Here is a 13,247-nt window from a genome sequence, read left to right as displayed (position 1 = left end):
AATAACCCTTAATACATAAAAAGATTACACTTATATATATGTGTAATCTTTTCGTTTATTGCTAAATATTATTGAGCATCTTTAATACTTAATGCAATTCTTTTGTTTTCTTTATCAATACTTAATATTATACATTTAACTTCTTCATCTATTTTTAATACTTCAGATGGATGTTTAATGTGATCGTGGCTTATTTTAGAAATATGAACTAACCCATCAATTCCTGGTTCTAATTCTATAAAAGCACCAAAATCATTAATCCTAACTACTTTACCTAAAACAGCTGAGTTAACAGCATATTTTTCTTCTACAACGCTCCATGGTTCTGGAGTTAAAGCTTTTATGCTTAAAGATAATTTCTTTTGTTCTTTGTCTAAGCTTAAGATTTTAACATCAACAATTTCACCAATTTTTAATATTTCGTCACAAGAATTAACATGTTTCCATGAAAGTTGTGATAAATGAATTAAACCATCAATACCATTGATTTCTGCAAAAGCACCAAATTTAGTGAATCTTTTAATTTCAGCTTTTACAACATCACCTTCATTTAATGCTTCCCAAGCTAATTTTTCCTTAGCTTCCTTAGCTTCTTCTAATATTATTCTTCTTGATGCAACTATTTTTGAAAGATTATCTCTAGAAAAATCTATTAATCTTACATTTAAAGTAGTTCCTACTAAACTTTCTTTATTTTCAACATATTTTGTATCTATTTGAGATGCAGGAACAAATATTCTTACACCATTATAATATGCTACTAAGCCTTTTTCTTTAGCATCTTTAATAACAACATCAAATTCAGCTTTAGTATTGAAGAAATCTTCTAATTTAGCTAAAGTTTCCTCTTTTTCATATTCTAATCTAGATAATACTACATAATTATCTTCATTTTTTAATTTAATTACTTTAGCTTTTATTGTATCTCCAACTTTTAAATTTTCTAACACTGAATTAAGTCTATCTTCAGATGTTAATTCTTTAAAAGGAATAATTCCATCAGATTTATATCCAACTAAAGATATTTGTAATTGGCCATCTTTTATTGAAAGTATTTCTCCTTCAATTTCATCACCAATTTTAAATCTTCTATCCATTTCATTCATTAATAATAATTGTTCTTCCATTTTATAATCCCTCCATAATTTTGACTACTTCCTTTATAATCCAATCTGGAGTTGAAGCTCCAGCTGTTATACCAATGTTTTTTATATTTTTATTTTCTAATAAATCTTTAGGTAATTCACTAGCGTTTTCAATATGAATTGTATTAGGACAGTTTTCTTTAGATATTTGATATAGCTTAGTTGTATTAGAACTATGCTTACCACCGACAACAATCATAAAATCAACTTTCTTAGATAAATCATATACACTTTTTTGTCTTTCTTCTGTCGCAGCGCAAATTGTATTAAAAGATTTTAATTCATCAATTGATTCTTTTGATAAATTATCTATTGTTTTGTCCCAATTTTCTTCTTTTTCTGTAGTTTGAGAAACTACACAAATTTTATTAGGAAGATTTTCATTAAAACTTCCATCTTTAGTGATAATAGCATCATCATTACACCAACCATTGATTCCAACGACTTCAGGATGTTTTTCATCACCAAGAATAACAATCTTATATCCTTCATGAGAAAACTTATTAACCTTTTGTTGGATGTTAGTTACAAATGGACATGTTGCATTTATAATAATTAAACCTTTCTCATTTAAATCATCAAAGGTTTTTTTTGATACTCCATGAGATCTTATTAGTATAACATCACCTTTATTTAAAGTATCTAAATTATTCATGTCTATTGCAAATATATTATTATCTTCTAAATATTTTACTACATCACCATTATGTATTAATGGACCTAATGTATATATTTTTTTATTATATTGTTTTTGAGTTTTTATTGCTTCATCTACTGCTCGTTTAACTCCAAAACAAAAACCAGCATTTTCCGCTAATAATACGTTCATAAATTTTCTCCTATATCTTTAGTTTTAAAAGCTATCTCTTAATCTATTGTAAAGCATTTTCTATAAAATTACAAATTATTTCAGTTACTTCGTTAATATTATAGTTTGAACTATCAATTTCTATAGCGTCATCAGCTTTTCTTAATGGATCAACAGCACGAGTACTATCAATATGATCTCTTCTTATTATATCTTCTAAAAGTTTATCATAATTAACATCTAACCCTCTATTTAAAAGCTCTGTATATCTTCTTCTCGCTCTTTCTTCTGGTGTTGCTGTTAAGAAAAATTTAAATTTTGAATTTTTTAAAACTACTGTACCAATATCTCTACCATCCATAATTACATTGTATTTTTCAGACATTTTTCTTTGTAAACTAACAAGCTTACTTCTTACTTCTGGAATAGAAGCATAATTAGAAACTATCTCACTTATTTCTGGCATTGTTATTTCATTTTGAATATTAATACCATCTAAAATTAGATCATCATTTTCAAAATGCATTTCCATATTGTCTATCATAGTCATTAATGCATCAATATTAGTAGTACTAATATCATTCTTTTTAGCTAATAAAGCTACAGCTCTATACATTGCTCCAGTATTGATATACATTAAATCAAACTTTTTTCCTACTAATTTAGCTATTGTGCTTTTACCCGCACCCGCTGGTCCATCTATCGCTACAGATATTCTCATAATAATTTTTCCACCTTTCAAATAAAACCTCTATCTTATGTTCTTATTAATTATATAATTAAATTTAATTTATAACAATATTATAGAAACTTACTGTTTATATTTACTAAATTTAAAATTTTGACTATATATTGCTTCCTGCAATATATCCAGTTGATAATGCTATTTGCACGTTATAACCACCAGTAAATGCATCTACATCTATGACTTCACCCGCAAATGATAAATTTGTAATTAGCTTAGATTTCATAGTAGATGGATCAATTTCTAAAGTGTTAACTCCTCCAGCAGTTACTATTGCTTCAGCGATTGGTCTTAATCCTTTAATCTCCATTTTAATGTTTTTAATTAAATTAACAAGATTTTTTCTTTCATCTTTAGTTATAACATTTACCTTTTTTTCTTCAGGAATGCCACTTAATCTAATTATTAAAGGAATTATCTTTTGAGGTAATAAATCATTTAAAGAATTTTTAAACTCTTTATTTTGATACTTTAAAAAATCCTTTTGTATTCTTTTATCAAGTTCATGAGTTTCAAGAGCTGGCTTTAAATCAAGCAAAGCCGTATATTTTGAGTCGTTTTTTACAAATCTAGAACCTTTTAATACTAATGGTCCAGATATTCCATAGCTTGTAAATAACATTTCTCCTTGTTCTTTATAAACAGTTTTATTATTTTTTAAAATACTTAATGAAATATTTTTAAGAGATAATCCCATTAATTCTTTTAGCCAGTTTTCATTTAATTCTATTGGAACTAATGATGGCTTTAAATCTATTATTGAATGTCCAAGCTTTTCAGCAAATTTTTGTCCTTCTCCCCTAGAACCTGTGAGAGGATAAGAAGCGCCACCAGTGGCCATAATAAAATGATCACCCATTATTTTTTCACTATCATTTATTATAACACCCGATATTTTATTGTTTTCAGATATTATATTAGTAACTTTTGAGTTAAGTTTTACTTGAACTCTACTATCTTTTAATCCGTTAGAAAGTCCTTTTATAATATCAGAAGATTTATCAGATAATGGGAATATTCTTCCGCCACGTTCTGTTTTTAATTTAATACCTTGGTTTTCAAAGAAATTTATAGTATCTTCATTTGTAAATGAATAAAGAGAACTATATAAGAAATGAGGATTTCCATAAATATAATCGAAAAACTCACTTATATCCTTGGCATTTGTAACATTACATCTTCCTTTTCCTGTTATAAATAATTTTTTACCAACTCTATCATTTCCGTCTAAAAGAATAACTTCATGATTTTTAGAGGCAGTAATTGCGGCCATTATTCCTGCAGGGCCAGCGCCTATTACAATGACTTTTGCCATTTAAAATCCTCCTAAAACTTTATTTATAATAACTAAAGGAATTAACAAATGTTAATTCCTTTTCTTGAATAAAATATCCTAATCATCTCCAACATTTCTATTATTATAAGAGTAGACATTGTATTCTTGCCATATTTCTTCAAGACTATTAAATGTAGAAGAAATATTTTCTTTTTCCCTCATTCCAACTGCTATTATTAAAGCATTTATTACTGATAAAGGTGCTACTAAAGAGTCAACGAATGAAGCCATATTACTTTGAGCAATTAGTGCATAATCAGCTCTTGTTGCAAGTGGTGATAAAAAGCTATCAGTTACGGCTACCACTCTTGCACCTCTATCTTGAGCAAAAGCTAAAGCATCTATAGTTCTACTTGCATAACGTGGGAAACCAATCCCAATTACTAAATCGCCTTCACCAACATTTATCATTTGTTCAAAAATATCAGAAATACCGTATCCTACAGTTTTTACATTTTGTAAAATGATATTTAAATAGAAACCTAAAAATTCAGCTAATGCCATTGAACTTCTAAGACCTATGATATATATTCTTTTAGCAGCAAAAATATTATTTACAACATCTTCAAAAGTATTATAGTCTATTTTTTCCATAGTAGATCTTATATTTTCCATATCTGCCTTTAAAACACCTTTTAACGCATGACCTTCAGTAATATAATCACTAGATAATTCTAATCTTTGAACTGTTGTTAGCTTATTTTTTATTAATTCTTGAAGAGATTTTTGAAGTTTAGGATATCCTGAAAAACCTAATTCTATTGCAAATCTTACTACAGTTGATTCTGATACTCCAACTGAAACACCAAGTTTAGCAGCGGTCATAAATGCTGCTTTATCATAATTTTTTAATATATATTCAGCAATTAATTTTTGTCCCTTACTTAACCTAGGAAATCTCATTTGAATTAATTTCATTAAATCCTTTGATTCATCATTGATACTTCGTTCCATTATTGTATTCTCCTAATTTAATTAACTTCAATTATTTTAGCATTATTTATAAATTTAATCAATGTTAGCATAATAAAAAATGCAAGATTTATAAATAGTAATTCAAACAGTTGTTATTTTTTCTCGACTATTACTAATAGAGGAGATGTATTAGATCTATTTATACATTCATGTAACATAACACCAAACTTATTTTTAGGTAAGCCTCTTAAATACTTAAGAATGCAACTTTCCTCTTCTTTACCTTCATTATGCCCTCTATAAATAGCTATAGACATTATTCCGTTTTGACATAACAAATCTAAAGAAAGTTGTATACTTTTAAGACTAGTTTCTGCTAGTGTTGTTACTTCTTTATTTCCACCAGGTAAATATCCAAGATTATAACATATGCAATTAATTTCTTCTTTAACAAATTCATCTATTTTATGATGTGATTCATTTATTATTATTACGTTATTATTTTTATCTATGTATTTTTCACAAGCTTCTCTTTGAATTTCAAAAGCATATACTTTTTTAAAGCAAGAAGATAAAAAGTCACAATCATATCCATTTCCTAGTGTTGCATCTACTGCAATATTTTTATCTTTAACATATTCTTTTATAATATTGTGTGATAATATACTAACATCCGAAACATATTTAAACATGGTTTACCTCACTATAAACTTCTAATATAGTTTAATTCACTATCAGTTAGGTTTCTCCATTCTCCCTTTTTTAGATAACCTAACTTTATATTACCTATTGAAACTCTTTTAAGGCTTATAACTTCATGATTTAATGAAGAGCACATTCTTCTAATTTGTCTGTTCTTACCTTCATGAATGGAAATTTCAACAGTTGATAAAATTTCATCTTTATTAGTTCTTTTATTAAATCTTTTTTCTTCAGATATTACTTCAATATCTGCTTCGGCAGTAACATAACCACCGATATCTATACCTTTTTTAAAATGCTTAATATCACTTTCGGTGAACTTACCTCTACATACAGCTATATAGTTTTTCTTGATTGATACTCTAGGGTGAATTATATTATTATAAATACTACCATCATTTGTTAATAATAGTAATCCAGAACTATCGTAATCCAATCTACCTATTGGATATATTCTTTCTTCAACATTTACTATATCTAAGACAGTTTTTCTTCCCTTCTCATCTTTAGCCGATGTTATGTAACCTTCAGGCTTATTAAGCATTATATAGATCTTTTTTTCTTCTACTTTTATAATGTTATCATTATATTCTACAATATCTTTTTCAGGATCAATTTTAGATCCAACTTCTTTTATTATATTACCATTTACTTTAATTTTTCCTTGTAAAATTATTTCTTCACACTTTCTTCTAGAAGCCACACCACATCTAGCCATATACTTTTGTAATCTTTCTTCCATTTTATTCACTCCGTCTCTTAATATTCAAAGTAATTATATAGTTTATATTTCATTAATACAACTAAATATTTATAGGTTTATGATATTAATATAAATTATTTGTATTAACATTTTTAATTTAGAAAGCAATTATAAAATTAAAATCGATAATTGTATATTTATGTGATAAAATATATATATTAGAAAATCTGCTTAAAGTTACACATTGAAAAGGGAGGCTATATTTATGTATCTAGAAAAAATAAAGGAAGCAAGAAAAAATATAAAAGATGTTGTTACTAAAACACCATTATTATATAGTAATGTATTTAGTAACAGTAGTAATAATGAAGTATACATGAAATGTGAAAATCTACAATTAACTGGTGCCTATAAGCTTAGAGGGGCTTTAAATAAAATTATTTCTTTATCTGAAGAGGAAAAAGCTAAAGGGGTTATTTGTTCATCTGCTGGTAATCATGCTCAAGGAGTTGCATATGCATCTTCTTTAATGGGGGTAAAGTCAAGTATTGTTATGCCTGAAACTACTCCATATCTGAAGGTTGAGTCAACTAAAAATTATGGGGGAAATATAATACTACATGGAAAGTGTTATGACGATGCTTTTGTTAAAGCAAAAACTATAGAGGAAGAAGAAGGAAAGGTTTTTATACACCCTTTTAACGATATTGATGTAATTTGTGGCCAAGGGACAATTGCATTAGAAATTTTTGAAGAAATTAATGATTTGGATTATATACTTGTTCCTATTGGTGGAGGAGGATTAATTTCAGGTATAAGTGTTGCTGCTAAATCTCTAAATCCAAATATAAAAATAATAGGTGTTCAAGCTGAAGGAGCACCTTCAATGGCTTTAAGTATAAAGAGGGATAAAATTTGTACATTAGATAGTGTTAATACAATTGCTGATGGTATTTCAGTTAAAACACCTGGTAGTAAAACTTTTGAAATTGTTAGAGAATATGTGGATGATATTATAACAGTTTCAGAAAATGATATTGTAAATGCATTCCTTTTACTTATTGAAAAACATAAATTAGTGGCTGAAGCATCAGGAGTTGTAACTTTAGCTGCATTAAAGAAATTAAAAGTAAAAAATAAAAAAGTATGTTGCATATTAAGTGGTGGAAATATTGATATGCTTACAATTTCAACATTAATAAATAATGGACTTGTTTCGAAAGGGAGATTATTTTGTTTCTCAATTGAACTTAAAAATGTACCAGGTGAATTGTTAAAAATATCAGAAATTTTAGCAAAAGAAAACGCTAATGTAGTGAAACTTGAACATAATCAGTTTAAGGCAATAAACAGAATTCATAATGTACTATTAGAAGTTACAGTAGAGACTAATGGTCATGAGCATATTGAAAAAGTAATTAATTCATTTGAAAGAGAAAAGTATTCTATTAGAGTTATGTATTAAAATACATTAAAAGTCGGCAATTTAACTTGCCGACTTTATTATTTTATTAAACACCATATTTTGTATAATAATCAGCTATAGCAGCTTTTATTTTATCATCAATATAAATAGTTCCATCAATTTCCCTATTATATAAATATTCAACAACTTCAGCCATTGTAACTATAGGATAAGTTGTAATTCCGAATGCTTCTTTTATTTCGGCTTGTGCAGATTGCTCTCCTCTACCCTTTTCCATTCTATCTACAGATATTACTAATCCAGCAATTTCAACATCTCCTTGAGCTTTTAAAATTGGTGCTGTTTCGTAAATTGAAGTTCCTGCAGTCATAACATCTTCAACTATAACCACTTTCTTTGTGCTATCAAGTTTAGCACCAAGTAAAATTCCACCTTCACCATGATCTTTAACTTCTTTTCTATTTGAACAATATTCAACATTTGCGCCATATAGCTTATTCATAGATATAGCTGTGGTAACAGTTAATGGAATTCCTTTGTAAGCTGGTCCGAATAATACGTCTACATCAGAGCCAATACGCTCATTTATAGTTTTAGCATAAAACTCACCTAATTTTTCAAGTTGTTCTCCTGTAGTATAGTTTCCTGTATTAATAAAAAATGGTGTTTGACGTCCGCTTTTTGTAACAAATTCTCCAAATCTTAAAACATTACTTCTTACCATAAATTCAATAAATTCTTCTTTGTATTTTTGCATAGAAAACAACTCCTCTAAATATGTATATTTTTCTTAAATATTGTAACATTATTCGGAAAAAAAAGCTAATAAATATTTCAAATTATTATTTTATATTTATGGTTATTATACTTTCAATGTGTCAATAATTTTAAAATATAAGTTTTATTATATAAATAATAATTTATTGCTTTATTTTAGGAGGTAACTATGAAAAAAAGAAAAAAAATAGGAATTATCATATGTACTATTACCTTAATATTAATTATTTCACTTACTCAAGCAAAAAAAATGAAATTTTTCTTTGAAATTATAAAATTAAGTAGTAGTTTACCTACTGTATCAAGTGATTTTTATAATGAACCAATAAAAGATATAACATATAAAGATATAGTATATAAAAAAAGGGGCAATAAAGAGTTAAAGTTAGATATATATACAAGTAAAGATTCAGATAAACCTACTCCAGTAATTATATATGTATTCGGAAATGGATGGATGTATGGAGATAAGGTAATTCCATCTGCTATTGAGTCTATTATTGAGTTGCTAAAGGATGAGGGATATGCAGTAATAAGTACATCATATGAGCTAATGGATGATGAAGTAATTTTAGAGGAACAAATATCAGATGTTAAGGATACAATAAGATGGATTTATAAAAATAAAGATAAGTATAATTTTGATGTAAATAATATAGGAATGATAGGTCCTTCAGCTGGTGCTCAACTTTCTATGATGGCAGCTTTTTCAGATGATGGGGAATTTATTGGTGATAGAACATTAAAAAATTATTCTTCTAAAGTGAAATATATAATTGATCTATTTGGTCCCGCTAGATTAAGTAAAGTAAATTTATCTGCTGGTCCAGAAGAGGTTGTTAAAAAGTTTACTGATAATGATATAGAAAGGATATCAAATGAATTTAGTCCTATTGAATACATAAGAAGTGATTTGCCAGATACACTTATAATTCATAGTTTAAAGGATGATATAGTACCCTATGAAACTTCTGTGGAATTATATGAAACTGCATTAAAATATGAAAATAACTTTGAGTTATATACCTTGCAAAATTGTACTCATTATTTAGAGAACTTATCAAGTACAGATGCTCTAAATTTATACATGAAAATTGTTGATTATATATTAAAAGAAACCTCTTGAAAATAGTTTTTAAAATAGGCTGACTTAATAATTTTATAAGTAAATATAATAATTAAAGTATCAACTAAATCTTAGATGTAGAAAATTAACCATATAAACTCCAGTAAGTAACATAATTTCTTACGATGATATCATTAAATTTTATCGAGAACTGTCTTTAAAGCTTAAGTCTACAATTTAAAGTGTACCCTAAAGTTAACGATTTGTCATATAAATTTGTAGCAGGAATCGTTAACTTTAAGGGATGGAACTAAGAAAAATAGTGATTAGTGAATTAGTTTAATTCTCTTTTCATTAGCATCTAGAATAACATTTGAACCTAAAGGAAGTGTTAAAGTTGGAAGACAATGTCCGCAAACTAATTTGCTTATAGTTGGTTTCTTTAATGGTAAAATAATTTCATTAAAAACTTCTTCTAATGATAAACTTTTTTTGTTAGCCGATGCAATACAATTGGTGAATGATCCTAAAATAATACCGCTTGCATCTTTAAATTTACCAGATTGTTTTAGATGAAGTAGCATTCTATCAATTTTGTAGGGAGTTTCGTCTACCTCTTCTAAAAATAGTATTTTATTTTTTGTATTTATTTCATACTTAGTTCCTAATGAAGAGCAAACTAATGATAAATTTCCACCTATAAGTTGCCCGTTAGCTATACCATGACTAATAACTTCAAGATTACACCCAATAGGGTTAAAGATTTCGTTTATATTTTCCTTTGAGAAAAGAAACCTTTTATAATAATCAGCACTATACTCATCTAATCCTTTTATTAGTTCGGTTGAAACCATTGGACCATGATATGTGATAAGTTTACTTTTTTGATTAATAGCAATATGAAGTGCTGTAATATCACTATATCCTACAAAAATCTTTGGATTTTTTTTTATCATCTTAAAATCTATAAGATCTAATAATCTAGCACATCCGTAACCCCCTCTAATTGCAAATATTCCTTTTATATTCTTATCTGCGAACATACGATTTATATCATTAGCTCTGATATCATCAGTACCAGATAAAAATCCGTGATCTGATAGACAGCTCGTTCCAACTACAACTTCTAATCCTAGATCTTTTAATGAGCTAACACATTTATCTATTAAAGTTTTATCAACAGGACTTGCTGGTGCTATTATAGCAACGCTATCACCTTGTTGTAATGGTTTTGGTTTAATCATTATTATCATCCTTTTATAAATAATATACTTTAGTATATTATTTATAGTTATTATTTTAGAATAAATTTAAATTAACATACTTATTGGAATTAAAAGCAGTGCCTCTCCTGGAATTTTAAATCGAGGTTGTTCTGGCAAATAAATACCTAAATTTGATATATTTTCCATAAGAGGAGAACAGCAATTAAGGAAATTTTCATAAAAATTAGGTTGTCCAGACTTCCTTAATAAATGAATACATTGGTTTGAATCACATTTTCTAATGACTTTTCCTATTATTGTACAAGGACAATCTGCACTATCATAAATATTTGCATAGGTGCTGATGAAATTGCTATTATTTACAGTTAATACAACATCCATATCACCACATTTTACAATCATATCTTGACTATTATTATTTGTTAAAAGTGATTGCAAATAACTGACTTGTTTATACATTATATCATAATTTACAAATGAACTATTAGTGCTTTTTATAGATTTACAATATGAGTTTAAATTATCTATTCCAATACATGATAATAAATTTGATAAACTATCTATATAAGAAACCATAGATTCATTAGAAATTTGTCCACTAAGTTTTACATAGTCACCGGAATTTATATTAGAGCCTAAATAACTACTATTATTAAACTCTTTGATTAAGTTTGATTCATTTAGTCCTTGAAGTAATTGTTGATGTATTTCAAAGGTTGTATATATACGAGTTAATTCTTCTTCACGTCTTACAAATCGCCTACCTTCTAAAGATTGATTATCTCTATTTATTGTTGTTACAGTATCAGCCTCTGTAAAGTTTTTACCTTTATAACCATCACGTTCATCCCTTATGCATCTATCTTCACCATAATGTTGGTTAGTTCCTTCAGTTCCTGTTTTGGCATTTAAGGTTCTATCTTCTATAAATCTAGAGGTTCTTTTTTCAATATATCCATCTATAACTAAAGAGTTTAAATTCTTAGTTAGAGCTTCATCAAGATAAATAAGTAAATCAAGAGCATCACTCAAAAGATATTACCTCCTTATAGCGTTTTAGACAATATCATAATGCCTTATAATTATATAGTTAATAAATTTTAGAAAGCTATAATACTTATATATAGTATTCTAAATACACAAATTAATTACTTTTTATTAGAGAAAATAAAATACTACTCAATAAAATAATTGCAATAATTAATAATGATACTACTGTTGAGATATTAATACCCCAAAATGCAATAAATAACTTTATACCAGTAAAAATTAAAATAAAAGCTACACCATATTTTATATAACGAAACATACTATTTAATTTTGCTAGTAAAAAATAAAGACTTCTTAATCCCAATATAGCAAAAATATTTGATGTATATACAATATAAGGATTGGTTGTTATAGAAAATATAGCAGGAATAGAATCTAAAGCAAAAATTATATCAGAACTTTCAATTAATACTAAAATTAGCAATAATGGAGTTGCATGTAGAACTCCATTAATTCTAACAAAGAATTTTTCATGATGTAATTCGTTTGTAACTGGAATTAAACGTTTCATTATATTTAGAATTTTACTTTTTGAAAAATCTACTGCTTCATCTTTATTAAATAATATTTTTAATCCACTACAGAATAAGAAAAAACCAAAAATATATAAAATCCAACTGAATTTACTGATTATTGCAACTCCTAGAAAAATAAATATGAATCTTAATATTACAGCACCTATAATACCATACGTAAGGACTCTTTTTTGATATTCCATAGGTATATTAAAGGATGTAAATATAATTAAAAATAAAAATAAGTTATCCACACTCAAACTTAATTCAATTATGTATCCACCTAAAAATTCAAGTCCATAATCTGCTCCAAAAATAAAATAAATTAATACATTAACTATAAAGGCTAGACTCGCCCACAGTATAAAATTTCTTAATGCACTTCTTGCTCTCAAAATACTTCTCCTTATATTAAATTAATTCACAGAATAATTATATGATTTGATATATAAATTTATTTATAGTTAATGATAATAAAAAAGTAAGATTAAATTTTAAATTTAATCTTACTAGTAAAATATTAGTATAAAGAATCATTTTGAGTAATTTTAACAACTAGCTTTGCTAATACATGTTTATCATGAGAATTTGCTACATTCCAAAGCTCTTTTAATAAATTTTCTTCGTTGTTAGAGGTTTGAATATTGTTAGATAAAAAATAACCTACACTTTCAGTAATTGTATTATGTAACACACCTAGCTTGCTGTTAGCATTTAGCTCTTTGTTTACTGCTTCCTTCAACGTATCGAAATTAGTATTATTCATTTAAAAATCCTCCTCTTAATTATATATTTAGTATTTAAATAACTAAATTTTATATTCACAAATAAAC

The 13,247-nt window shown here is 26.7% G+C and carries 14 protein-coding genes; 2 read left to right on the top strand and 12 right to left on the bottom strand.

Annotated features, from left to right (window positions below; genetic code table 11):
- Nucleotides 1–68 precede the first annotated feature (68 nt).
- From rpsA to I4V51_RS08330, 7 genes are all read right to left on the bottom strand, one after another.
- Nucleotides 69–1,127: a 30S ribosomal protein S1 gene (gene rpsA, locus I4V51_RS08360; RefSeq protein WP_195987917.1), complete on the bottom strand. Its 1,059-nt coding sequence runs from the start codon at nt 1,125–1,127 to the stop codon at nt 69–71.
- 1 nt (nt 1,128) lies between these two features.
- Entirely contained in the window at nt 1,129–1,974 is an 846-nt protein-coding gene (locus I4V51_RS08355; protein WP_195987915.1) for a 4-hydroxy-3-methylbut-2-enyl diphosphate reductase, read from the bottom strand.
- 43 nt (nt 1,975–2,017) lie between these two features.
- On the bottom strand, nt 2,018–2,680 hold the full coding sequence (gene cmk / locus I4V51_RS08350; RefSeq protein ID WP_195988038.1) for a (d)CMP kinase: 663 nt from the start codon (nt 2,678–2,680) through the stop codon (nt 2,018–2,020).
- A gap of 118 nt (nt 2,681–2,798) precedes the next feature.
- A complete protein-coding gene (locus I4V51_RS08345; RefSeq protein WP_195987913.1) occupies nt 2,799–4,013 on the bottom strand; it encodes an NAD(P)/FAD-dependent oxidoreductase in 1,215 nt (404 codons plus the stop codon).
- Between the two features lie 78 nt (nt 4,014–4,091).
- On the bottom strand, nt 4,092–4,988 hold the full coding sequence (locus tag I4V51_RS08340) for a MurR/RpiR family transcriptional regulator (protein ID WP_195987911.1): 897 nt from the start codon (nt 4,986–4,988) through the stop codon (nt 4,092–4,094).
- 113 nt (nt 4,989–5,101) lie between these two features.
- On the bottom strand, nt 5,102–5,641 hold the full coding sequence (locus tag I4V51_RS08335) for a class I SAM-dependent methyltransferase (protein ID WP_195987909.1): 540 nt from the start codon (nt 5,639–5,641) through the stop codon (nt 5,102–5,104).
- Nucleotides 5,642–5,652: 11 nt separating this feature from the next.
- Nucleotides 5,653–6,393 (bottom strand): pseudouridine synthase, encoded by a 741-nt coding sequence (locus tag I4V51_RS08330; protein WP_195987908.1) that lies wholly within the window; start codon nt 6,391–6,393, stop codon nt 5,653–5,655.
- A 226-nt stretch (nt 6,394–6,619) separates the two neighbouring features.
- On the opposite strand from I4V51_RS08330, the gene ilvA reads away from it, so the two are divergent.
- Nucleotides 6,620–7,819 carry a threonine ammonia-lyase gene (gene ilvA / locus I4V51_RS08325; RefSeq protein ID WP_195987907.1) on the top strand — a complete coding sequence of 400 codons (1,200 nt, stop codon included), beginning with the start codon at nt 6,620–6,622 and terminating at the stop codon, nt 7,817–7,819.
- A gap of 46 nt (nt 7,820–7,865) precedes the next feature.
- Here the strand turns inward: ilvA and pyrE are convergent, their stop codons facing one another.
- Entirely contained in the window at nt 7,866–8,537 is a 672-nt protein-coding gene (pyrE, locus tag I4V51_RS08320; protein WP_195987906.1) for an orotate phosphoribosyltransferase, read from the bottom strand.
- 189 nt (nt 8,538–8,726) lie between these two features.
- Between pyrE and I4V51_RS08315 the strand changes: the two genes are divergently transcribed.
- Nucleotides 8,727–9,683, top strand: coding sequence for an alpha/beta hydrolase (locus tag I4V51_RS08315; RefSeq protein ID WP_195987905.1), 957 nt, complete (start codon nt 8,727–8,729; stop codon nt 9,681–9,683).
- Nucleotides 9,684–9,949: 266 nt separating this feature from the next.
- On the opposite strand, the gene I4V51_RS08310 is transcribed toward I4V51_RS08315, so the two are convergent.
- The 4 genes from I4V51_RS08310 to I4V51_RS08295 all read right to left on the bottom strand — a co-directional run bounded on the left by I4V51_RS08310 (nt 9,950) and on the right by I4V51_RS08295 (nt 13,180).
- Nucleotides 9,950–10,867, bottom strand: a complete 918-nt coding sequence (locus I4V51_RS08310; protein WP_195987904.1) for an LD-carboxypeptidase — start codon at nt 10,865–10,867, stop codon at nt 9,950–9,952.
- 66 nt (nt 10,868–10,933) lie between these two features.
- A complete protein-coding gene (locus I4V51_RS08305; RefSeq protein ID WP_195987903.1) occupies nt 10,934–11,881 on the bottom strand; it encodes a hypothetical protein in 948 nt (315 codons plus the stop codon).
- A gap of 112 nt (nt 11,882–11,993) precedes the next feature.
- Nucleotides 11,994–12,809, bottom strand: a complete 816-nt coding sequence (locus I4V51_RS08300) for a TerC/Alx family metal homeostasis membrane protein (protein WP_195987901.1) — start codon at nt 12,807–12,809, stop codon at nt 11,994–11,996.
- Between the two features lie 125 nt (nt 12,810–12,934).
- Nucleotides 12,935–13,180: a DUF3243 family protein gene (locus tag I4V51_RS08295; RefSeq protein WP_195987899.1), complete on the bottom strand. Its 246-nt coding sequence runs from the start codon at nt 13,178–13,180 to the stop codon at nt 12,935–12,937.
- Between the last annotated feature and the right edge of the window lie 67 nt (nt 13,181–13,247).

Source organism: Clostridium sp. D53t1_180928_C8 (assembly GCF_015667795.1).
In the GTDB taxonomy this organism is placed as follows: Bacteria; Bacillota; Clostridia; order Clostridiales; family Clostridiaceae; genus Clostridium.
Note: the sequence above shows the minus strand (reverse complement) of the source record. Positions and strands in the feature narration are given on the sequence as shown.

Bases quoted from the DNA above. Each gene is read 5' to 3' on its own strand.
- pyrE (WP_195987906.1), bottom strand. From the start codon at position 8,537: ATGCAAAAATACAAAGAAGAATTTATTGAATTTATGGTAAGAAGTAAT.
- I4V51_RS08345 (WP_195987913.1), bottom strand. From the start codon at position 4,013: ATGGCAAAAGTCATTGTAATAGGCGCTGGCCCTGCAGGAATAATGGCC.
- rpsA (WP_195987917.1), bottom strand. From the start codon at position 1,127: ATGGAAGAACAATTATTATTAATGAATGAAATGGATAGAAGATTTAAA.
- I4V51_RS08335 (WP_195987909.1), bottom strand. From the start codon at position 5,641: ATGTTTAAATATGTTTCGGATGTTAGTATATTATCACACAATATTATA.
- I4V51_RS08315 (WP_195987905.1), top strand. From the start codon at position 8,727: ATGAAAAAAAGAAAAAAAATAGGAATTATCATATGTACTATTACCTTA.
- I4V51_RS08295 (WP_195987899.1), bottom strand. From the start codon at position 13,180: ATGAATAATACTAATTTCGATACGTTGAAGGAAGCAGTAAACAAAGAG.
- I4V51_RS08340 (WP_195987911.1), bottom strand. From the start codon at position 4,988: ATGGAACGAAGTATCAATGATGAATCAAAGGATTTAATGAAATTAATT.
- I4V51_RS08310 (WP_195987904.1), bottom strand. From the start codon at position 10,867: ATGATTAAACCAAAACCATTACAACAAGGTGATAGCGTTGCTATAATA.
- I4V51_RS08330 (WP_195987908.1), bottom strand. From the start codon at position 6,393: ATGGAAGAAAGATTACAAAAGTATATGGCTAGATGTGGTGTGGCTTCT.
- ilvA (WP_195987907.1), top strand. From the start codon at position 6,620: ATGTATCTAGAAAAAATAAAGGAAGCAAGAAAAAATATAAAAGATGTT.
- I4V51_RS08355 (WP_195987915.1), bottom strand. From the start codon at position 1,974: ATGAACGTATTATTAGCGGAAAATGCTGGTTTTTGTTTTGGAGTTAAA.